The organism is Citrobacter sp. U14242 (assembly GCF_046555775.1).
Classification (GTDB): Bacteria; Pseudomonadota; Gammaproteobacteria; order Enterobacterales; family Enterobacteriaceae; genus Citrobacter.
On sequence record NZ_JBKGLW010000010.1, the window covers coordinates 75,229 to 96,943 of the forward strand.

18 protein-coding genes are annotated in these 21,715 nt (G+C 44.2%); 7 read left to right on the forward strand and 11 right to left on the reverse strand.

Features of this window, described 5'->3' with window-relative positions:
- The first annotated feature begins 66 nt into the window (after positions 1-66).
- The 7 genes from hisD to hisIE are packed head-to-tail and all read left to right on the forward strand — an operon-like array spanning position 67 to position 6,201.
- Complete coding sequence (hisD, locus tag ACLJXE_RS17415; protein ID WP_286628101.1) at positions 67-1,371, forward strand: histidinol dehydrogenase; 1,305 nt, start codon at positions 67-69, stop codon at positions 1,369-1,371.
- Complete coding sequence (gene hisC / locus ACLJXE_RS17420; protein ID WP_286628102.1) at positions 1,368-2,447, forward strand: histidinol-phosphate transaminase; 1,080 nt, start codon at positions 1,368-1,370, stop codon at positions 2,445-2,447. The genes hisD and hisC overlap by 4 nt, the downstream gene beginning before the upstream one ends.
- Positions 2,444-3,511: a bifunctional histidinol-phosphatase/imidazoleglycerol-phosphate dehydratase HisB gene (hisB, locus tag ACLJXE_RS17425; protein ID WP_286628103.1), complete on the forward strand. Its 1,068-nt coding sequence runs from the start codon at positions 2,444-2,446 to the stop codon at positions 3,509-3,511. Before hisC ends, hisB begins: the two co-directional genes overlap by 4 nt.
- A complete protein-coding gene (gene hisH, locus ACLJXE_RS17430; protein WP_005128083.1) occupies positions 3,511-4,101 on the forward strand; it encodes an imidazole glycerol phosphate synthase subunit HisH in 591 nt (196 codons plus the stop codon). The genes hisB and hisH overlap by 1 nt, the downstream gene beginning before the upstream one ends.
- Positions 4,101-4,838, forward strand: coding sequence for a 1-(5-phosphoribosyl)-5-[(5-phosphoribosylamino)methylideneamino]imidazole-4-carboxamide isomerase (hisA, locus tag ACLJXE_RS17435; RefSeq protein ID WP_410751518.1), 738 nt, complete (start codon positions 4,101-4,103; stop codon positions 4,836-4,838). The genes hisH and hisA overlap by 1 nt, the downstream gene beginning before the upstream one ends.
- On the forward strand, positions 4,820-5,596 hold the full coding sequence (gene hisF, locus ACLJXE_RS17440; RefSeq protein ID WP_410751519.1) for an imidazole glycerol phosphate synthase subunit HisF: 777 nt from the start codon (positions 4,820-4,822) through the stop codon (positions 5,594-5,596). Before hisA ends, hisF begins: the two co-directional genes overlap by 19 nt.
- A complete protein-coding gene (gene hisIE, locus ACLJXE_RS17445) occupies positions 5,590-6,201 on the forward strand; it encodes a bifunctional phosphoribosyl-AMP cyclohydrolase/phosphoribosyl-ATP diphosphatase HisIE (protein WP_048212023.1) in 612 nt (203 codons plus the stop codon). The genes hisF and hisIE overlap by 7 nt, the downstream gene beginning before the upstream one ends.
- 46 nt (positions 6,202-6,247) lie before the next feature.
- Here the strand turns inward: hisIE and ugd are convergent, their stop codons facing one another.
- The 11 genes from ugd to ACLJXE_RS17500 form a co-directional block, all read right to left on the reverse strand.
- Positions 6,248-7,414: a UDP-glucose 6-dehydrogenase gene (ugd, locus tag ACLJXE_RS17450; RefSeq protein WP_410751520.1), complete on the reverse strand. Its 1,167-nt coding sequence runs from the start codon at positions 7,412-7,414 to the stop codon at positions 6,248-6,250.
- 235 nt (positions 7,415-7,649) lie between these two features.
- Positions 7,650-9,056 (reverse strand): NADP-dependent phosphogluconate dehydrogenase, encoded by a 1,407-nt coding sequence (gndA, locus tag ACLJXE_RS17455; protein WP_040231903.1) that lies wholly within the window; start codon positions 9,054-9,056, stop codon positions 7,650-7,652.
- A gap of 287 nt (positions 9,057-9,343) precedes the next feature.
- On the reverse strand, positions 9,344-10,462 hold the full coding sequence (locus ACLJXE_RS17460; RefSeq protein WP_410751521.1) for a glycosyltransferase family 4 protein: 1,119 nt from the start codon (positions 10,460-10,462) through the stop codon (positions 9,344-9,346).
- Positions 10,463-10,467: 5 nt separating this feature from the next.
- Complete coding sequence (locus ACLJXE_RS17465; protein ID WP_410751522.1) at positions 10,468-11,604, reverse strand: glycosyltransferase family 4 protein; 1,137 nt, start codon at positions 11,602-11,604, stop codon at positions 10,468-10,470.
- On the reverse strand, positions 11,604-12,500 hold the full coding sequence (locus ACLJXE_RS17470; RefSeq protein ID WP_410751523.1) for a GDP-mannose 4,6-dehydratase: 897 nt from the start codon (positions 12,498-12,500) through the stop codon (positions 11,604-11,606). The genes ACLJXE_RS17465 and ACLJXE_RS17470 overlap by 1 nt, the downstream gene beginning before the upstream one ends.
- Complete coding sequence (gene gmd, locus ACLJXE_RS17475; RefSeq protein ID WP_286628111.1) at positions 12,500-13,534, reverse strand: GDP-mannose 4,6-dehydratase; 1,035 nt, start codon at positions 13,532-13,534, stop codon at positions 12,500-12,502. The genes ACLJXE_RS17470 and gmd overlap by 1 nt, the downstream gene beginning before the upstream one ends.
- 59 nt (positions 13,535-13,593) lie before the next feature.
- A complete protein-coding gene (locus ACLJXE_RS17480) occupies positions 13,594-17,607 on the reverse strand; it encodes a glycosyltransferase (RefSeq protein WP_410751524.1) in 4,014 nt (1,337 codons plus the stop codon).
- An 18-nt stretch (positions 17,608-17,625) separates the two neighbouring features.
- Positions 17,626-17,919, reverse strand: a complete 294-nt coding sequence (locus tag ACLJXE_RS17485; RefSeq protein WP_410751525.1) for a hypothetical protein — start codon at positions 17,917-17,919, stop codon at positions 17,626-17,628.
- 15 nt (positions 17,920-17,934) lie between these two features.
- Complete coding sequence (locus tag ACLJXE_RS17490) at positions 17,935-19,629, reverse strand: methyltransferase domain-containing protein (RefSeq protein WP_410751526.1); 1,695 nt, start codon at positions 19,627-19,629, stop codon at positions 17,935-17,937.
- A complete protein-coding gene (locus ACLJXE_RS17495; RefSeq protein WP_410751527.1) occupies positions 19,629-20,921 on the reverse strand; it encodes an ABC transporter ATP-binding protein in 1,293 nt (430 codons plus the stop codon). The genes ACLJXE_RS17490 and ACLJXE_RS17495 overlap by 1 nt, the downstream gene beginning before the upstream one ends.
- Positions 20,921-21,712, reverse strand: coding sequence for an ABC transporter permease (locus tag ACLJXE_RS17500; protein ID WP_410751528.1), 792 nt, complete (start codon positions 21,710-21,712; stop codon positions 20,921-20,923). Before ACLJXE_RS17500 ends, ACLJXE_RS17495 begins: the two co-directional genes overlap by 1 nt.
- Positions 21,713-21,715 lie beyond the last annotated feature (3 nt).

Here is a 21,715-nt window from a genome sequence, read left to right on the forward strand (position 1 = left end):
GCCGGGCCTACAAGACCCGTAGGCCGGATAAACAACGAGCCATCCGGTAAAAAAAGGAAGACGATTATGAGCTTTAATACCATCATCGACTGGAATAGCTGTACTGAAGAGCAGCAAAGTGAATTACTGATGCGCCCGGCAATCTCGGCTTCAGATAGCATCACCCGTACCGTAAGCGAAATTCTGCATAACGTAAAGTCGCGCGGTGACACAGCGCTACGTGAATACAGCGCAAAGTTTGATAAAACTAACGTGAGTGCGCTGAAAGTCAGTGCTGAAGAGATCGCCGCCGCCGGCGCACGTCTTGGCAATGACCTTAAACAGGCCATGGCAGTCGCCGTGAAAAACATCGAAACGTTTCATAACGCCCAACAACTGCCGGTAGTCGATATTGAAACGCAGCCCGGTGTACGCTGCCAGCAGGTTACCCGCCCGGTAAATTCTGTTGGACTGTATATTCCCGGGGGCTCCGCACCACTCTTCTCAACCGTGTTAATGCTCGCCACCCCGGCCCGCATTGCTGGCTGTAAAAAAGTGGTGTTGTGCTCTCCCCCACCTATCGCCGATGAAATTCTGTATGCCGCACAGCTCTGCGGCGTACAGGACGTGTTTAACGTCGGGGGTGCGCAAGCTATTGCCGCGCTGGCATTTGGCAGCGAATCCGTACCGAAAGTGGACAAAATTTTCGGCCCCGGTAATGCCTTTGTGACCGAAGCCAAGCGTCAGGTTAGTCAGCGTCTGGACGGTGCCGCCATCGATATGCCAGCAGGCCCGTCTGAAGTGCTGGTGATTGCCGACAGCGGTGCCACGCCGGATTTCGTTGCCTCTGATTTACTCTCGCAGGCCGAACACGGCCCCGACTCTCAAGTGATCCTGCTGACGCCAGATGCCGGTATGGCCAGCCAGGTCGCTGAAGCAGTAGAACGCCAGCTTGCAGCGCTGCCACGCGCTGAAACCGCGCGGCAGGCGTTAAGCGCCAGTCGTCTGATTGTCACCCGCTCTCTCGCGCAATGCGTAGCGATTTCTAATGCGTACGGTCCGGAGCACCTGATCATTCAGACCCGCAATGCTCGCGAACTTGTCGATGACATCACCAGTGCGGGCTCTGTCTTTCTCGGTGACTGGTCACCGGAATCTGCCGGTGACTATGCCTCCGGGACTAACCACGTGCTGCCTACCTACGGCTATACCGCAACCTGCTCAAGTCTTGGACTGGCCGATTTCCAGAAGCGGATGACCGTACAGGAATTATCGCCGCAAGGTTTCTCTGCCCTGGCCGCAACCATCGAAACGCTGGCCGCCGCTGAACGACTGACAGCCCACAAAAATGCCGTTACCCTGCGCGTTAACGCCCTGAAGGAGCAAGCATGAGCACTGACAACATTCTCAGCGTTACTGATTTAGCCCGTAAAAATGTCCGGGAGCTAACACCGTATCAATCTGCCCGCCGTCTGGGTGGAAATGGCGACGTCTGGCTCAATGCCAATGAGTTCCCCACTGCCGTTGAATTCCTGCTGACTCAGCAAACACTGAACCGTTATCCGGAGTGTCAGCCGAAGGCAGTAATCGAGAACTATGCGCAGTATGCCGGCGTTAAGCCAGAGCAGGTACTGGTCAGCCGCGGTGCTGATGAAGGTATCGAATTGCTGGTACGTGCTTTTTGCGAGCCGGGTAAAGATGCGATTCTCTACTGCCCGCCGACCTATGGCATGTATAGCGTCAGTGCAGAAACCATTGGCGTTGAATGTCGCACCGTACCGACACTTGCCGACTGGCAACTGGATTTACAAGGCATCGCTGACAAGCTTGATGGCGTGAAAGTGGTTTACGTTTGCAGTCCCAATAACCCGACAGGCCAGTTGATTAACCCGCAGGATCTGCGTTCACTGCTTGAAATGACGCAGGGTAAAGCCATCGTGGTCGCCGATGAAGCGTATATCGAGTTTTGCCCGCAGGCTACACTGGCGGGCTGGCTATCGGAATACCCAAACCTGGTGGTATTGCGCACCCTGTCTAAAGCGTTTGCCCTTGCCGGTTTGCGCTGCGGATTTACGCTAGCTAATGAAGACGTTATCAACCTGTTGTTGAAAGTGATTGCCCCTTACCCGCTCTCTACACCGGTGGCAGATATCGCCGCTCAGGCACTAACACCGCAAGGCATTTCCGCCATGCGCGAGCGCGTGGCACAGATTCTGCAAGAGCGTCAGTACCTGGTTGATAGCCTGAAAACCATCCGCTGTGTAGAACAGGTTTTCGACTCTGAAACCAACTATGTTCTGGCGCGCTTCACAGCATCAAGCAGCGTATTTAAATCTTTGTGGGATCAGGGCATTATCTTAAGAGACCAGAACAAACAACCTTCATTGAGCGGCTGCCTGCGTATTACTGTCGGAACCCGTGAAGAGAGCCAGCGCGTCATTGACGCCTTACGTGCGGAGCAAGTATGAGCCAGAAGTATCTTTTTATTGACCGTGACGGAACCCTGATTTCCGAACCGCCCAGTGACTTTCAGGTTGATCGCTTCGACAAGCTTGCCTTTGAGCCGGAGGTGGTCCCGGTCCTGCTAAAACTACAAAAAGCAGGTTTTAAGCTGGTGATGATCACCAACCAGGATGGACTGGGAACACAGAGCTTCCCACAGGCGGATTTTGACGGTCCGCACAACCTGATGATGCAAATTTTCACCTCGCAGGGTGTCATATTCGATGAAGTACTGATCTGTCCGCACCTGCCGGCAGACGCGTGTGATTGTCGTAAACCCAAAGTGAAGCTGGTCGAGCAATATCTGATTGAACAGGCGCTGGATACCGGGAACAGCTACGTGATCGGCGATCGCGCAACCGACATTCAACTGGCGGAAAATATGGGCATCACCGGGTTACGCTATCACCGCGACACGCTGAACTGGGCAATGATCGGTGAGCAGCTAACCAAACGGGATCGTTACGCCCACGTTGAACGTAATACAAAAGAAACGCAGATTGACGTTAAAGTCTGGCTGGACCGCGAAGGCCGCAGCAAAATTAATACCGGCGTCGGCTTCTTTGACCACATGCTGGATCAAATCTCGACCCACGGTGGTTTTCGCATGGAGATAGCCGTCAAAGGCGATCTGTATATTGACGATCACCACACCGTTGAGGATACCGGGCTGGCTCTGGGCGAAGCCTTAAAACTGGCATTGGGCGATAAACGAGGCATCAACCGTTTTGGTTTTGTGCTGCCGATGGACGAGTGCCTGGCACGCTGCGCCCTGGATATCTCCGGGCGTCCACACCTGGAGTACCGGGCTGAGTTTACCTACCAGCGCGTCGGCGATCTGAGTACGGAGATGATCGAACACTTCTTCCGTTCGCTCTCTTACACCATGGGTGTCACGTTACACCTTAAAACCAAAGGTAAAAATGACCACCACCGCGTGGAAAGTCTGTTCAAAGCCTTTGGCCGCACGCTGCGCCAGGCTATTCGCGTAGAAGGCGACACGCTTCCTTCTTCAAAAGGGGTGCTGTGATGAACGTGGTGATCCTCGACACCGGCTGTGCCAACCTGAACTCGGTGAAATCCGCCGTCGCACGCCACGGCTATGATCCGGTAGTTAGCCGCGATGCGGATGTTGTGCTGCGCGCCGATAAACTGTTTCTGCCTGGTGTGGGTACCGCACAGGCGGCAATGGATCAGCTACACGAGCGTGAGCTGATTGAACTGATTAAAGCCTGCACACAACCTGTACTGGGGATTTGTTTAGGTATGCAACTGCTTGGCCGGCGCAGTGAGGAAAGTAACGGTGTCTCCCTGCTGGGGATTATTGATCAAGACGTACCCAAAATGACCGATTTTGGTCTGCCGTTGCCGCATATGGGCTGGAACCGTGTCTATCCACAGGCCGGAAACCGCCTCTTCCAGGGCATTGAGGATGGGGCCTATTTCTATTTTGTACACAGCTACGCCATGCCAGTGAACCCATGGACTATTGCGCAATGCAACTACGGTGAGCCCTTCACCGCAGCGGTACAAAAGGATAATTTCTTTGGTGTGCAGTTCCACCCGGAACGTTCAGGTGCCGCTGGCGCGAAGTTGCTGAAAAACTTTCTGGAGATGTAATGATTATTCCGGCATTAGATTTAATCGACGGCACGGTTGTGCGTCTTCATCAGGGCGATTACGCAACGCAGCGTGATTACGGTAACGATCCCCTGCCCCGTTTACAAAGCTATGCCGCACAAGGCGCAAAGGTGCTGCACCTGGTGGATCTGACCGGTGCAAAAGATCCGCAGAAACGGCAAATACCGCTGATTAAAGCACTGGTGGCTGGCGTAAACGTACCAATGCAGGTAGGGGGTGGCGTACGTACTGAAGAAGACGTCGCCGCGCTGCTGGATGCGGGCGTTGCACGTGTGGTTGTCGGCTCGACGGCGGTAAAATCGCCCGAACGTGTTAAAACCTGGTTCACGCGTTTTGGCGCTGACGCGCTGGTTCTGGCGCTGGATGTGCGGATTGACGAGCACGGGAAAAAACAGGTTGCGGTCAGCGGCTGGCAGGAAGACTCCGGCGTTTCTCTGGAAGAACTGGTTGAAACCTATTTACCCGTTGGACTGAAGCATGTGCTGTGCACCGATATCTCCCGCGACGGCACGTTGGCTGGCTCAAACGTTGCACTGTACGAAGAAGTGTGTGCGAAATACCCCCAGGTGGCATTTCAGTCATCCGGCGGGATTGGTGGGATTGACGATGTCGCCGCCCTGCGCGGAAGCGGTGTTGGCGGCGTCATTGTGGGTCGTGCTTTGCTGGAAGGTAAATTCACCGTTGAGGAGGCCATCCAATGCTGGCAAAACGCATAATCCCTTGCCTTGATGTTCGTGACGGGCAGGTTGTCAAAGGTGTTCAGTTCCGCAATCACGAGATTATTGGCGATATCGTTCCATTGGCAAAACGCTATGCCGATGAAGGCGCAGATGAGCTGGTTTTTTACGATATCACCGCATCGAGCGATGGTCGCGTGGTGGACAAAAGCTGGGTATCACGCGTGGCAGAAGTAATCGACATTCCGTTCTGCGTCGCCGGTGGGATTAAATCACCAGAGGATGCCGCAAAGATACTGTCTTTCGGCGCAGATAAAATTTCTATCAACTCCCCTGCTCTGGCTGACCCAACGTTGATTACCCGCCTGGCGGATCGCTTTGGCGTGCAGTGCATCGTGGTGGGTATCGACACCTGGCATGATGCACAAACCGGGAGGTATCACGTCAATCAATACACCGGAGATGAAAACCGTACGCGCGTTACACAGTGGGAAACGATCGACTGGGTAACAGAGGTGCAAAAACTGGGCGCCGGTGAAATCGTTCTTAATATGATGAACCAGGACGGCGTGCGTAACGGCTACGATCTTGAGCAATTGAAAAAAGTGCGCGAAGTTTGCCACGTTCCGCTGATCGCCTCAGGCGGTGCCGGAACGATGGAGCACTTTCTCGAAGCCTTCAGGGATGCAGATGTCGATGGCGCGCTTGCCGCCTCTGTCTTCCACAAGCAAATTATCAATATTGGCGAATTAAAAGCGTACCTGGCAACACAGGGCGTGGAGATCAGGATATGTTAACCAAGCAACAATGCCGCGAGCTGGACTGGGAAAAAACCGATGGAATGATGCCGGTCGTCGTACAGCATGCGGTTTCCGGTGAAGTGTTGATGCTCGGGTATATGAACCCGGAAGCGCTGGATAAAACGATCGAAAGCGGGAAAGTTACCTTTTTCTCGCGTACTAAACAGCGCCTGTGGACCAAAGGTGAAACCTCTGGCAATTTTCTTAATGTCGTCAGCATTTCCGCTGATTGCGACAACGACACCCTGCTGGCGCTGGTTAACCCGATTGGGCCAACCTGTCACAAAGGAACCAGCAGCTGTTTTGGTGAGTCCAGCCACCAATGGTTGTTCCTGTATCAACTGGAACAACTCCTGGCTGAGCGCAAAACGGCAGATCCCGCCAGCTCCTATACCGCAAAATTATACGCCAGCGGTACGAAGCGAATTGCCCAGAAAGTTGGAGAAGAAGGTGTTGAGACAGCACTGGCCGCAACCGTGCATGATCGTTTCGAGTTGACCAATGAGGCATCGGATCTGATGTATCACCTGCTGGTTCTGCTGCAGGACCAGGATCTTGATCTAACGACGGTGATTGAGAATTTACGTAAACGTCATCAGTAATAGACTGATACCGGCATCATGCCGGTATCTTTATTCTGCAGTACCTTTAATCGTTACCGAATAAATCGCGGGTATACACTTTATCCGCGACATCCAGCAATTCTTCAGCCATCCGATTTGAGATAATCACATCGGCCTCACTTTTAAATTTAGCCAAATCACGTTCAACCCGTGAATGGAAAAAGCTCTCTTCTGCTATTACCGGTTCATAAATGATGACCGGGATACCTTTCGCTTTAATACGTTTCATGATGCCCTGAATAGACGATGCCCTGAAATTATCCGAACCACTTTTCATAATCAGGCGATAGATACCGACAACTTTGGGTTTACGCGAAAGAATAGCATCAGCAATAAAATCTTTTCGTGTACGGTTAGCATCAACGATGGCTGAAATAATATTATTAGGTACAGATTGATAGTTGGCGAGTAATTGCTTCGTGTCTTTTGGCAGACAGTATCCACCATAACCGAATGAAGGGTTGTTGTAATGGTTACCAATACGTGGGTCCAGACAAACCCCTTCAATGATCTGTCGTGCATTAAGCCCCAGACTTTCTGCATAGCTATCAAGTTCGTTAAAATAGGCAACACGCATTGCCAGATAAGTATTTGCAAAAAGCTTAATGGCTTCAGCTTCAGTAGAATCAGTGAACAGCACTGGGATATCCTGCTTTATTGCCCCTTCCTGTAACAAGGCAGCAAAACGCTCAGCACGGGCAGACCGTTCACCGACAACAATTCGTGATGGGTATAAGTTATCATACAGTGCCTTTCCTTCACGCAGGAACTCAGGAGAAAAGATAATATTATCCGAGTTAAACTTCTGGCGCATAGTCTGCGTAAAACCAACGGGCACTGTTGATTTAATCACCATGAGCGCATCAGGATTTATTGCAATCACATCTCTGATAACTGATTCAACGCTGGAGGTATCAAAATAGTTTGTTTTCGGGTCGTAATCTGTAGGCGTTGCAATAATAACAAAATCTGTATTCTGGTAGGCGTCGTACTTGTCCAGCGTGGCTTTGAAATTTATATCGTTTGATTGTAGATACTGTTCAATTTCTTTATCGACTATCGGAGATATCCGATTATTTAGCATCTCGACACGTGAAGGGACAATGTCCAGAGCAATGACCTGATGATGTTGGGCGATAAGAAGACCATTTGACAGGCCAACATATCCGGTACCAGAAATGGTAATTTTCATTTCATGCTCTCAGTATTAACTTAATATTTAATCATGATGTTGTACATCCTGATAAGAGAATAATGTTTTAACGTTTTGTTGAATATTGTGTCAACGAAGGTTAAAACAATTCAGATTTTCTTTATCAGAGTACGCCAGAAATATTAAGTAAAGATTAAGCAATCAACGCAAATCAATCAGATTTAAGATAAAAAAAAGCCCGGTTAGAGAACCGGGCCAGTGACTATCAGAAGACTTATTCCATCCATTCGGTATGGAAAACACCTTCTTTATCAGTACGTTTGTAGGTATGCGCACCGAAGTAATCACGCTGGGCCTGAATCAGGTTTGCGGGCAATACTTCTGCACGATAACTGTCGTAATAAGCGACAGCAGCAGAGAATGTCGGTACCGGGATACCATTCTGCACGGCATAGGCTACGACATCACGCAGTGCCTGTTGGTATTCATCGGCAATGTTCTTGAAGTACGGGTCGAGCAGCAGGTTCGCGATACCAGGATTTTTAGCGTAGGCATCAGTGATTTTCTGCAGGAACTGCGCGCGAATAATACAACCCGCACGGAAGATTTTTGCAATCTCGCCGTAATTAAGATCCCAGTTATGCTCGTCGGATGCGGCACGCAGCTGTGAGAAGCCCTGAGCATAAGAAACGATCTTACCGAGGTACAGTGCACGACGTACTTTCTCAATAAATTCTGCCTTATCACCCGCAAGCTGAGCTTTAGGTCCAGACAGGACTTTAGAGGCAGCAACACGCTGATCTTTCAGCGAAGAGATGTAACGTGCAAACACAGATTCAGTGATCAGAGACAGCGGCTCACCGAGATCCAGAGAGCTTTGGCTGGTCCACTTACCGGTACCTTTGTTCGCCGCTTCATCCAGAATGAAATCCACCAAATATTTACCATCTTCATCTTTTTTGGTGAAGATATCTTTAGTGATGTCGATCAGATAGCTACTCAGCTCACCGTTATTCCACTCGGTAAAGGTGCTGGCCAGTTCTTCGTTGCTCAGGTTCAGACCACCTTTCAACAATGAATAGGCTTCGGCAATCAGTTGCATGTCACCGTATTCAATGCCGTTGTGCACCATCTTCACGTAGTGACCAGCACCGTCGGCACCAATATACGTCACACACGGCTCACCATCTTCAGCAACCGCTGCGATTTTGGTCAGGATTGGCGCTACCAGTTCATAAGCTTCTTTCTGGCCACCCGGCATGATGGATGGACCTTTCAGCGCACCTTCTTCACCACCAGAGACGCCGGTTCCGATGAAGTTAAAACCTTCAGCGGAGAGCTCACGGTTACGACGGATAGTGTCCTGGAAGAACGTATTACCGCCATCAATGATGATGTCACCTTTATCCAGATAAGGTTTCAGGGAGTCGATAGCAGCATCAGTGCCAGCCCCCGCTTTCACCATTAACAGGATACGACGAGGTGTTTCAAGGGATTCAACAAACTCTTTTACCGTATAGTAAGGAACCAGTTTTTTCCCCGGGTTCTCGGCGATAACCTCTTCCGTTTTTTCACGTGAGCGGTTGAAAACGGACACGGTATAACCACGACTTTCGATGTTGAGCGCCAGGTTGCGCCCCATCACAGCCATACCAACGACGCCGATTTGTTGCTTAGACATTATGTACTCCTGTCAGGTGATCTAACGAGCAGATGCGTTACTCGCATAATTTCTAACATACTATCGCAAAACCCTGCATCGAAGCCATAACCGGATCTCAACAAGCACTGTTGGTTAAACATTAACGTGTAGGATATGTCTTTCATTAAAGAAAATGAGATGGTTCAGAAACGTATTGAGTAACACTCACAAATTCAGGTTATTTTTCTGAAGACCACTGGGGAACACAAAAAATCAATCCAGAATATAAAAATTAACAATGCGCACCAGGAATATGCTATAGATAACTATTTCTTTGAAACAATGCTTTGATATATATCATTATAATCAGATAACATTTTCTTCGATGTAAATAAACTTTTAAATCTGGCATATGCATTTGAACCATATCGTTCAACCAATTCAGGATTCGAGTATAGTTCTTGCATTACCTGCCTTAATCTCACGGGGTCGTTAGGTGGAATAACAAAGCCAGTGTAGCCATCAAGGTTAATAAAACTTGTACCTGTACCTATTTCACATGAGATTAGCGGCTTTCCATACATTGCACCTTCGAGTAAAGTAATACCAAAGGCTTCCGATCTAAGATGTGAAGGAAAAACAATAGCGGTGCATAGTTTTAGTAATGCAGCCTTGTCTTCATCGGGTAATGAGCCAACAAAATGCACATTAGTAAGATTAAGCTCTTCTGCTTTCGCCTTTATATCACTTTCGATCCCTCCACCACCAACAATAACTATGGGTAACGAAGTAGTGTGTGCCGCTTCCAGAAGAGTGTGTAACCCTTTATAATAGCGAAATGCACCAATGAACAGGAAAAAACCTCCGTCAAACCTGTCTCGCCAAAATTTGAGTTTTTCGTTACTGATACCTGGATAAGATTTCTCATTTAAACCATAAGGTATAACTTTTACCTTGGATTCAAACTTTTGTAATACAATACTGGTTTTTACATAGTTTGGAGAAGCAGCAACAATACAATCAACTGATTTGAGAAACTGATTCATTAGAGGCGAATATAACCGAGAAAAAAACTTCTGCTTAACAATATCAGAATGATAACTAACAATTGTTGGTTTATTGATTCGGCATAAAAAATGCAGCATATCCATAAAGGGGAATGGATAATGGTAATGAATAATATCTGCCTGCTTTGCTAGTTCTTTAAATTTTTTAATGCAAGATAGAGAGAATGGTGTTGAGGCTATTTCAAAATTAGTTTTTGCATAGAAGACACGCTGCTTACCAATTTTTTGATTATCAATATCCCCGCGTTTACTTAGAGAAAGTACGGTTGATTCAACATCATATTCAGCCCCAGACTCACTTAGCTGGTAGATAACCTGCTCGATGCCACCAAAAGTATCTGGATAGTATGTCTTATAAAAATGCAGTACTTTCAACATTAATCTTACTTCACCTGTTTATATGCAGCAACCGTTTCAGTTGCACATCGTTTCCATGAAAATTGGTTAACATGGGATAATCCACTTTTAGTGGCATTATCCTGCCATTCCGTATCAGTAAGACTCTTCATAATTAAAGACGTAAGTGTCTCAACATCCATAGCATCACACATTAAAGCGCTGCTACCTGCAACCTCAGGAAGTGAAGAGCTGTTTGAACAAACAACCGGAGTCCCAGATGCCATTGCCTCCAATACTGGTAGCCCAAATCCCTCATAGAGGGATGGAAATAAAAAACTAACAGCACCGGCATAGAGTGCAGGTAAATCGCTTGACGGCGTAAATCCCAGGTAGCGCAGCCACCCTTCTCGTTTACCTTGTTCAAATCGACGATGTAGAGTATCACTGTTCCACCCTTTGAAGCCGCTAATAACGAGAGGAGTCTGCTTTCTCAGTGACAGTGGCAGACGTTCGTAGGCATCAAGCAATGTCGTAATATTCTTTCTCGGCTCAATCGAGCCAGTAAACAGGGTGTATTTTTTAAAGGTAAGCTCGTATTTTCCGAGAACAGAAGTTATATCTTCTTCATGGCGAGGCCTAAATTCATCACTGCATGCTAATTTTGCAGTAAATACCCTACCTTCAGAAATATTGAAATAATTAATCAGTTCCAATCTGGTAAAATCAGAGTCTGTAATAAATACTGATGCTCGCTTTACCGTTTGTAAAAGCTCTTTACGCATATACCTAACTCTTTCAGGAGGATGGCATTGCGGTAAAGTAAAAACAGAAAGATCATGAAACGTGACAACACAGCGCTCTACCTTCGGTGGCAGATAAAAGTTCGGCCCATGATAAATCGCATCCTTATGATTTCTCAAGACATTTGTCTTCAACCATGGTGCTGTGAGCCTATATACTTCCGAAGCCAGTCGACTCTTTTTTATTAAACTTTTAAGCCCTTCTGTTGAAGAGCTATTTTCTTTAGCCACGGGCATTTGCTGAGTAAGTCGATGCCCATTTAAAAAAAGTAATTCAGATATTTCTGGAGCATCAGATAAACATTTAGCCAACTCAAATGCATAGCGACCGATACCTGTTAATGGGTATTTTATTGCATCAGTTCCAAATATGACTTTCATTACTCGTTTTCCAACATCCAGCGCAGGGTATCTTCGAGTGGTGGGACATTCCAATCTGGAATAAATGATTGTAGTTTAGATGGATCCCCACTAAGTGTCTTAACTTCATTTGCCCGGACAAATTCTTGATTAATTTGGATGGTCAGATGGTGTCCGGTTATTTTTTCACAAAGTTCAATAACTTTTCTCAGTGAATATGTACGGCCAGAGCAGATGTTAATAACTTCGCCAACTGGTTTCGCCTGTAATAATTTGACATAAGCATGGCTTAGTGCACGAACATCCGTAAAATCGCGCCAAACATCAATGTTACCTAACTCGATCGTCGGTGATTTTGATTTAAAGTGTTTAACTATCTTTGGCAGAAGAAAGTTTTCCGCCTGACCAACACCGGTATAGTTAAATGGCCTCGTTATGAATACTGGTAGTTTATCCATCCACAATCGAGACATATACTCCATGGCCAACTTGCTGACGGCATAATCGTTCGCTGGATTTGCTGCCGCAGATTCATTCAGCTGCCCTGCTGTACCATTTCCATAAATGTTAGCACTACTGGCGAGAAGCACACCATCCAGGATGGTGCTGCAGGTACTCAAAGCCTGCAATAAATTGCGCGTTCCAAGTAAATTGACGTTGTAGAAAGCATCTGCATCACCATGCCCAACATAAGCGATAGCGGCCAAATGTATAACAACGTTTGGTTGTATGAGCTGAATAACCTCCTGCAATTTCGCAGTATCCATTAGATCAACCTGGTAATAATCTGGTTGATCAAAAGGCATTGCGCCAATACCAAATACCCGATATCCGGCAGCGGATAATTCCGCTGCCACATAGCGGCCGGTAAAACCATTAATCCCTGTCACCAGAGCATGTTTGCCGGCGCCGAACATCAGAATGAAAACCCTTGCTGGTTACGACGCAAATCTGCCTCAACCATCAACTGGCACAACTGCTCCAGCGAAGTTTTTGGCTCCCACCCCAGAATTTCTTTTGCACGAGCTGGATTACCAATTAGTAGATCGACTTCAGCAGGACGGAAGAATTTTGGATTTACACGAACCAACGTTTTTCCAGTTGCGGTGTCAATACCCACTTCTTCCTCATCCTTACCTTCAAAACGCAGTGTAAATCCAGCAGCTTTGAAAGCCATGCTGACAAAGTCGCGCACAGTCTCAGTACGGTTAGTTGCCAGTACGAAGGTATCTGGTTTTTCTGCCTGCAGAATACGCCACATTCCTTCTACATACTCTTTGGCATAACCCCAGTCACGCTTAGCGTCCATATTACCGAGTTCAAGAACGTCAAGTTTTCCCAGCTTAATTTTTGCAACAGAATCAGTGATTTTACGCGTTACAAACTCCTGACCACGTAATGGTGATTCGTGGTTAAACAGGATTCCGCTTGATGCAAAAATATTATAGCTCTCACGGTAGTTCACGGTCATCCAGTGAGCATACAGTTTCGCTACGCCATATGGGCTGCGCGGATAGAACGGAGTATCTTCTTTCTGCGGAACAGCCTGAACCAGACCAAACATTTCTGACGTTGATGCCTGGTAAAAGCGAATTTTAGGATTAACGATACGAATAGCTTCCAGAAGATTTACTGGACCAAGACCCGTAATCTCTGCTGTAGTAATCGGTTGTTCGAAAGATACACCGACGAAGCTCTGCGCAGCTAAGTTATAAATCTCAGTAGCTTCAGTTTGCTGCAGCAAGCGGATACTAGCAGACAGGTCAGTCAGATCGTATTCAACCAAAGTCAAGTTCGGGTGCTGTGCAATGCCCAACTCTTCAATACGCCAGAAATTGACAGAGCTGGTACGTCGGTATGTTCCGTATACTTTATACCCTTTACCAAGCAGCAGTTCTGCCAGATAAGCACCATCTTGACCCGTAATACCAGTAACAATCGCTATATTCATAATAATCTATCAATCTCTTATTAATAATTAGTGACAATGTAACAATGTGAAGAGAAGTCTTATCGAGCTACTTTACGACAAATATTTACAAAGTCGTTTTCAACCACTTTCCAGCTAAATTTTTGAGCTGTTTCAAAACCATTACTCCCCAGGCGCTCGCACAGAGCCGGCTCGTTTCTTAAGCGCACCAAAGCATCCTGTAGCTCTTCGTGACTCACCATCAGGGCATTTTCTTGATCAACAGCCATATCATGAAATGCCACACAAGATTTATTGGCGATCACCGGCTTTCTGGCCAACCAGGCTTCGAGTAATACTATACCAAAGCTTTCGCTTGAACTCATATTTACCAGAGCCAGGCAAGACATCAATGCACCACGCACCACTGAGCGCGGCTGCCTCCCCAAATAAGAGACGTATGGGGACGTGATCATTAAACCGTCATCATCCGGACCAATCATTACTAATCGAAGTTTTTTACCAGACTGGTTAATAGATTCAACAGCCTGGATTACTGAACGATAACCCTTAGCTCCGGATTTACGCCCCAGGACCAGAACGAATTCATCATCACTGCCATACACGCTTTCAAACTCATGGCGATCGCTCTCAAGGAACTCTTCATCAGTATCGGCACCGGCCGGAAGATATTCAGAGCAGCACCCTTTTTCAACATAGAAAGCATTCGCAGCTTTAGGTACAGCGAGGACTTTTGTTGCTTTTCGCGCAGCATTAATTAAATCTGGGAAATGGTAATAGTCATCATCCAGATGCGCGTGCGGTATCAATAATGAAGGCACATTATGCTGTTTCGCCAAGTCAAGAGCAAATACCGCTGGTTTGAAAACAATGTTGTGCGTTACTACCAAATCGTACTTACCAATGTTAGTAGCAATATAATGTTCCATCGACGAAGAGTGCGGACCTCTTATATCTGTTAGGTTGACACCTAATGGAAAACGTGTTTGCTCTGCAGCCGTAGACAGTACATCAAAAACAGTCTCTGGTGGTATCGACTTAGCGTCGGCAAGCGTTGGCTGGGCGAGATCGATAGAAACGTTATCGATTGTCAATCCATTCAGAATAAAACCTAACGGTCGAGGGTCCTGCCCCCCAATAAATCTGCTGGATGTGACAATTTCCAATAGACCTGCGTCAGCTTCAAGTTCAAGTATAAAGCTATGCTCTATTTCCTGAGTAAGATAAATGCATCCATTTGGAGACTGTAAAGTAACTAATGACTTTTCCGGAGAATAGCCGGTCAATTTTACCTTACTCGTTTTTACAACATTGATTGCACAGGAAGAGTAGCTCCAGCGATAATGGTTTGGAACCTCCCCTTCCAGATCTGCCCATCCCCATGCAAGTCCATCCAACAACAATTTATTGGTATGCTGAACAATAGCCTTCTCAAATACAGGCTGAACACGCCACGCCAAATTCAATGCTTCACTTAAGTCTGAGGCAGGAGCATTATCTACAGGGAATCTAGCAAACCGAAGGTTAGGCATTTCAATTGGTGCGCCAACCCCAGCATCAAACTCATATTGCTCCGCGAAACGTGCATGGTTATTTGTTTTGCTAACCTCGGTGGTGACGACATCAATTTCGAATTCTTGTGTATCACCAAGCGCCTTCAGAAAGCGTTTTAAATGAGCCTCTGCACCGCCCAGTTCAGGATAAGTATAGCGATAAGTGACAAAAAGTACTCTACGCTTTGGCTTCTCCAGATTCACGAGCAAATCAACAAATTTTTTGGCAATACCTACCATTGAGAGTTCGTCAAGGAAAATGGCTTTGCGCTCATCTTTCATCTCGTCAGTGAAAACTCCATCTGAAATAGATAAAGTATTTATCACATCCGGAAAACCTTCAGGCTCTGCAAGAGCGATATGTTTTTGAATACTGTCAGGGTAACCTCGCAAACCGAATTTTGAGCTAACAACAAACAATCCATTAGCAAAGAAATCTGCCAGTTTGATATTAGAACCGCTTCCAGAAATAACAGGGTTTACCGCAAATAGACAATTTTGAAGGATAGCGCATTTCGTTTCTTCATCAACGATGCCCCACATAACTACATTCTTACCCGGCACAACACTGATTGAATTACAAACTGAACCAACAATATTAAATTGAACATCAGGACACTTAGGTGCCACTTCTTTTAATAAAAAGTTGACTGCATCCACATTAGGCATATGTGCTGAGCCAAGGAACACTGCTGATTTTTTCGAAATTTTAGACGTTACATGTTTATAGACACTACCAGTGATATCTACCGGCAGTTGAGAGCCATTGCGAACAACAATCATTGGCCCTGCTGTTTTTTTACCAACTAAAAGACTATATGCATCATCATCAGAAACGGCGATCGTTGCAGCAGAATACTCAACTGCTTTCTTTTCAACAGACGTAACGATATCAATCAAATAGTCTTTCTTAGGATGCCATTCTAATAGAGAGGTCTTTAGATTTCTTTCATCATTCTGTGAGGAATGAATAAATCTGTCATGATAAAAAATGGGTAACGGTGCCATATATGGATGTTCGACAATAATGAACCGAGCCGATTTTTTAAGAATATTATAGATAGCAACTAATAGGTTATTTTGAGCACAATGCACACTTGCAATAATATCATCACAAGCAATGTGAAATTGTGCATTTAGATCATCAACCTCTCTACGATGATCTGGCGATTTAGGAACAGCTATTACATGAGTATATTCGTTGTATTCACTTACAGACAACCTATTATCGTCTGAGAAACAAAGAAAAACGACTGGAGAAATACTATTAACAGCTTGATAGAGTCCCCGTGTACGAGTTCCTCCACCACCAACAGTCGCAAACGAGTTATAATCATTAAGGACTAAGGTGTAACTGCCTGGCTGCGATATTAACCTATCGAGTTCAGGAAGGAAGTTAGTAACAATCGCATCCCACGTATATTTTTCACTAGCAAGTGACTTTCCTGCAAGACCGATCTCAACGGTATTCTCAAAATTTTCATCAGCGAGATACTTATTCAATAACGCCGGAAAATCATTCAGTGAGCCTTCAATGACATTTTTGCCTGGCTCAGTATTAAACCCTCGCATACCAAAAGGAGTCGATAAGATCGGAAGTGCATAAGAAAAGTAGTCTAATGCTTTGATATTAGAACCACTACCAGACTCCATAGGGTTCAATGCAATACTTGCATCTTCAAATATCCTATTTTTTTCAGCGTCAGAAACACGACCATGTCTAATAACATTTGGAACGTAATCACCCGCTGGTAAACAGTTGCCGATAATATCAAATATAATATTAGGACATTTAGGTGCGATTTCTTTTGCAATGTAAGTTGCTGCTCTTACGTTTGGTAAATGTGCGCTGCCAACAAATACAGCTGAATGTTTACTTCTTTTTATTCGACGGGGTATCGTTCGATGATGGTCTACCATGCCATTAGGTGAATAAAACATTACAGATTCTTTATGTGGCGCGATTTTCTTAAATGATTCATAATCACTTTCACCGCAGTACATTATCAAATCGGCATTACTTAAAAGTCTTTTTTCTGCTTTAGCGACAAGTTCAACTATAGGCTGTGATTTTTCAGATTGATGAAGCGTATGGTAAAGATCCGTTTCACAATTCTGAGAATTATAGATCCTCGGCTTATTATCAATGCCTATAAAAATATCGTAATCAATAGTAAATGGGCAGTCATGAATAATGATGTCTGCTGAATCATATTCATTAAGGTACGCAGCCAGAAACGTCGTAGGATATTTTGCACTAGCAGCTAAAGCAGGAGCTGAAAGATCCCCTTGCCCTTCAGAAACATAATTCTGAAGCTCACTCCAGCATTGATCAAAATAATTATCTTTTGGAATTCTTTTCTCAACAAATGTCGCTGTATGAGAGATTATTTCGACACTTCCGCCAGGATGAGTTGAAGTAAGTAAGGTTATATGATGATAATTACTTAGTGTTTTATAAAAATTATAAAGTTTAGACTCACCACCATTAGAGATCGGTACAAATGCCGGATAAAAATTAAGAGCAAGTATTTTTTTCATTGTCTATACAACCATCAATTAATAGAACCATGATTCAAGTACTGATTTTTTATTCTCATGGATACCATTCTTTTTAAGAACAAAAGAGACTTCTTGCTCTACTACTTTATCGTGTTCTTTAGGTGAAGTCTCATTTAAAAAAAATGTTAAAGGGGGAGTATAATCATAGTTCCCTTGTACTCTCCTCTTTATTCTACTTTTTAATTTAGGATAGCGATTCAAAAAAAGCACAACACGCTGCTTCAGCAGTGGACGATTTTCGAAAAAGATTCTCGCAGCAGAAATGATGTCTTTACTTATCTTTTGCAACATGATTTTCTCCTGAAATCACCCACGGAACCATAACACTTTTCTTACTAACTTAGATATCAACCTCAGAGGATAAGTTATTTTCCAGGAAGTACTTGCATAGACTAAATTAAGCTCGTTCCGTAATTGGTTTTCAATGTTATTCCCATCTATTATTCCTGTGATACGATTGTTAGTATCATCAATTTTCTCACTAAGATTATCGATTTTAGCCGAAAGTTTCACATCCAGTTCATGATTATGAATAGATGCGTTACTGTCGCAAGTGGCAATTTTATTCTGGATAAGCTTAATTTGCCAATTCATATGGTTTATTGTTGATGACAGATAGCTTTCCAGAATGGCTGATACAGGGATATCGTCATTGACCTCATTCTGATCAAGGAAGGCTGCATATATATTCTTAAAATTCCATTGATGACCCGGCAGAAGCCATACCTTTGCGAGCCATTTTTTGTATTTTTCTGGGAAATCATGAGGAGATATAAACTGTGGCCGCTGGCTCTCTTGTTCCCGAATTTTATGATGTGCTATTTCTTTAATGAGAGCAAAGAATGACAGTATTTGTCCATAGAGATCATCGCCATCAGAAATGCGATTAGAGATAGAACCATAATCGATTACATGAACCTTCCCATCATCTCCCAATAAAATATTCCAGAGACGAAGATCGTTATGATATAAACCATTTTCTTCAAGAAGAGTTATCTGTTCAAGAATATCGGCGACAATCTTCTCATCATCGTACTTATCACTTGCCAGAATGATATCTAATAACAAACGACCTGGTGTTAAAGTTCTAACTAACCATGACTCACTTTCATTGCTACCATAGCAGAGCAAATCTGAAGAACGAAACCCTTCAATTTTTCTTTCCAGGAAAACTGATTCATTCTTTAGCTCATTAAAATTACAATTGGTAGCGTCTTTTAAGAAAATTTTGATAATTTTATTATCTGAGAAATAGTAACGCCGCTTATCCCCGTGATAATAATTATCCAACTGGTGTGATCTACGCATTGCGTGCTCAATAACACCGTAGTTTCCACCAACGCTCCAGTATTTATTACTGGCGAAATATAAAGGACGCTCTACTACCGATAAATGTGTACCATGCATCGATAAATTATGGTTAAAGGTGTAACTCTCAATCAGTTGACGAGGTTCTTCTGGTTGAGCATCAGCCCAATACAATGGTTCTGAATTTAACGCAAACTCGAAAATGCCAGTTTCAACCTTACTGGACAACTCTTCAAAAAGTCCGAAAACATAATCAGCCCCATGCTCATAGACTAAATGGTGGAATACACTTAACCCAAGAACAAGATCGTACTCTTGCTCTTTAACTCTTTCCCGAACAATTGTTTCGATGCTACCTAGCAAGAATTCGATATTGAGGCCAACGTTTTCATCTGCTAATTTATTGCAGACATTAATATTTGGCTGGCTGTAATCTACAGCTGTAACACTAGCGCCTCGTGCAGCTAAGTTCAGACTAAAGAATCCTTGTGCACAGCCTAAATCGAGCACTTTTAAAGGACGTCCTTTATCCTTGGAAATATAGTCATAAATCGATGTTATAGTTTCTAATCTATCAAAGCAGGCACGAGTTCGAGATGCTTGCGCATTAAATTCAGGATGCTTAAAAATTGGCTGATAAACCTCTGGTAATTGCTCTACCAGTTCTGAAATTGATTGTTCTTTATATGTCATTAAATAAATTCCTCGATCTGTTCAAAATCAGCCTGCATATCAACCAATCCCCACATATGGACACGGTTTGTAACTTTTAATAATATAGAATCGTACCTTCTATCGATAGGATCCGTTGTTTTTGTCGGATCTCCAGACGAAAGCCCAAGCGAGAGTAGGTAGGCCCCTTCATTTAAACATAAGTTCATACTGAATTTATAAACTACAATATGACCAGACTTCCCAGTGGGTAATATTTTCCCTTTTGTGGAAAGGTATGAATTACTTCCATAGATAAATACACCTTCAAGACTTTTGAGCAAAATCCCCGGAGTAACATGCTCAAAATCGTCTTCAAAAAGTACTTTCACATAAACATCTAATTTATCATTAGTATTGATTACAGTTGGATATTCTACACCACCGCTTACCGTCAGGTAATCGATAATTTTTGCACCACCTTGTCCCCAGCGATGCTCCTCTTTCAGATATCCAGGGCGTGTATGATAGAGATCTTCTGAATCTTGATTAATTTTAATTACAGAGCTTTCATTATCTTGATTATTGGCAATATTCTCTTTCTTTTTACCAAACAAGTCATCCATATATAGATTAACGACTTCTCTGGAAGGACCATCAGCATAAACTTTGCCTGCCTTTAAAAAGATAGCTCTGTCACATTGCTTGGAGATGTCCATCACAGCATGGGAAACAAGTAACAGAGTCATCCCCTGTTTTTTGTACTCCGCAATTCTTGAATAACATTTTGCCTGAAAATACACATCGCCCACGGATAGCGCTTCATCGACAATAAGTATATCCGGTTTTGTCGCCGTGGCTACCGAGAATGCAAGGCGGGCCTGCATCCCAGAAGAATACATTCTTAGAGGTTGATCAATATATTCTCCAATTTCAGCAAATGCTTCAATTTCAGGGAATAAACTATCAATTTCTTCAGTGGAATAGCCCAACAGTTGACCAGCCATATACACATTCTGGCGACCTGAAAAATCCGGGTGGAACCCAATACCTAGCTCTAGTAGTGCTGCTATGCGTCCATTTACTTTTATTTCACCACGGCTAGGTTGTGTAGTGCCAGTGATTAACTTTAGTAAGGTACTTTTACCTGCACCATTTACGCCAATGATTCCTACTGACTCGCCGGCTTCGATTGTAAAGTTAATATCATTAAGGACAGACTTGGTTTTGTGCCTCTTTTTATTGGTAACCCCACACCACTCAATTAATCGCCCCCATTTATTTGGGTAACTTTTGTATTCTTTATATAATTGTTTAACAGTAATGCTACCCATTATAATTCATCCACCATTTCACCAATATGTTTTCTAAACAAATGCAAACCGATGAAACAAAGTACGATACCAAGACTAAGCGGGTAGATTAATCCAAGCCAATTTGGGAAAACTCCACTCACTAAAATCTTTTGACATGCCTCAATCACGCTAGCCATAGGATTTATTTTCATTAGGGGATGAATACTTGCAGGCAAAATTGTTGCTGGATATATAATCGGCGTCAGCCAAAACCAGAATTGCAAAACAATACCAAAAAACTGCCCAACATCGCGAAAAAATACATTTAAGACACCAGTAATAATACCTATTCCCATAGCAAGTATTATCATAACAATGAGCACTGGAATAAGAGCGAAATAGGCAAGACCGGGAAAGTCATTAGTTACAATTAAAAATATCGTAAATAAAGAAAATATGATAAAGAAATTGACTAATGCACTACCAACTACAGTAACAGGTAAACATAATTTGGGGAAATTGATTTTCTTTATAAGATTGGCGTTATCCAAAAACATATTTTGAGATCTAAGTACAAGATCTGAGAACAATCCCCATGTCAAAATACCTGCACATATATAGATACTATAAGCATATTGTGAATCAACACCTGGTAATTTTGCCCGCATGACTTGAGAAAATATAACTGTATACACCACTATCATTGATAGTGGATTTAATACACTCCAGGTTACCCCAAGCAAGGAGTTTCGGTACTTTGACTGGAATTCTCTTTTAATGTTACCGAGAATAAAACCCCGATACTCCCATATTAATTCTATAACCTTCACTGT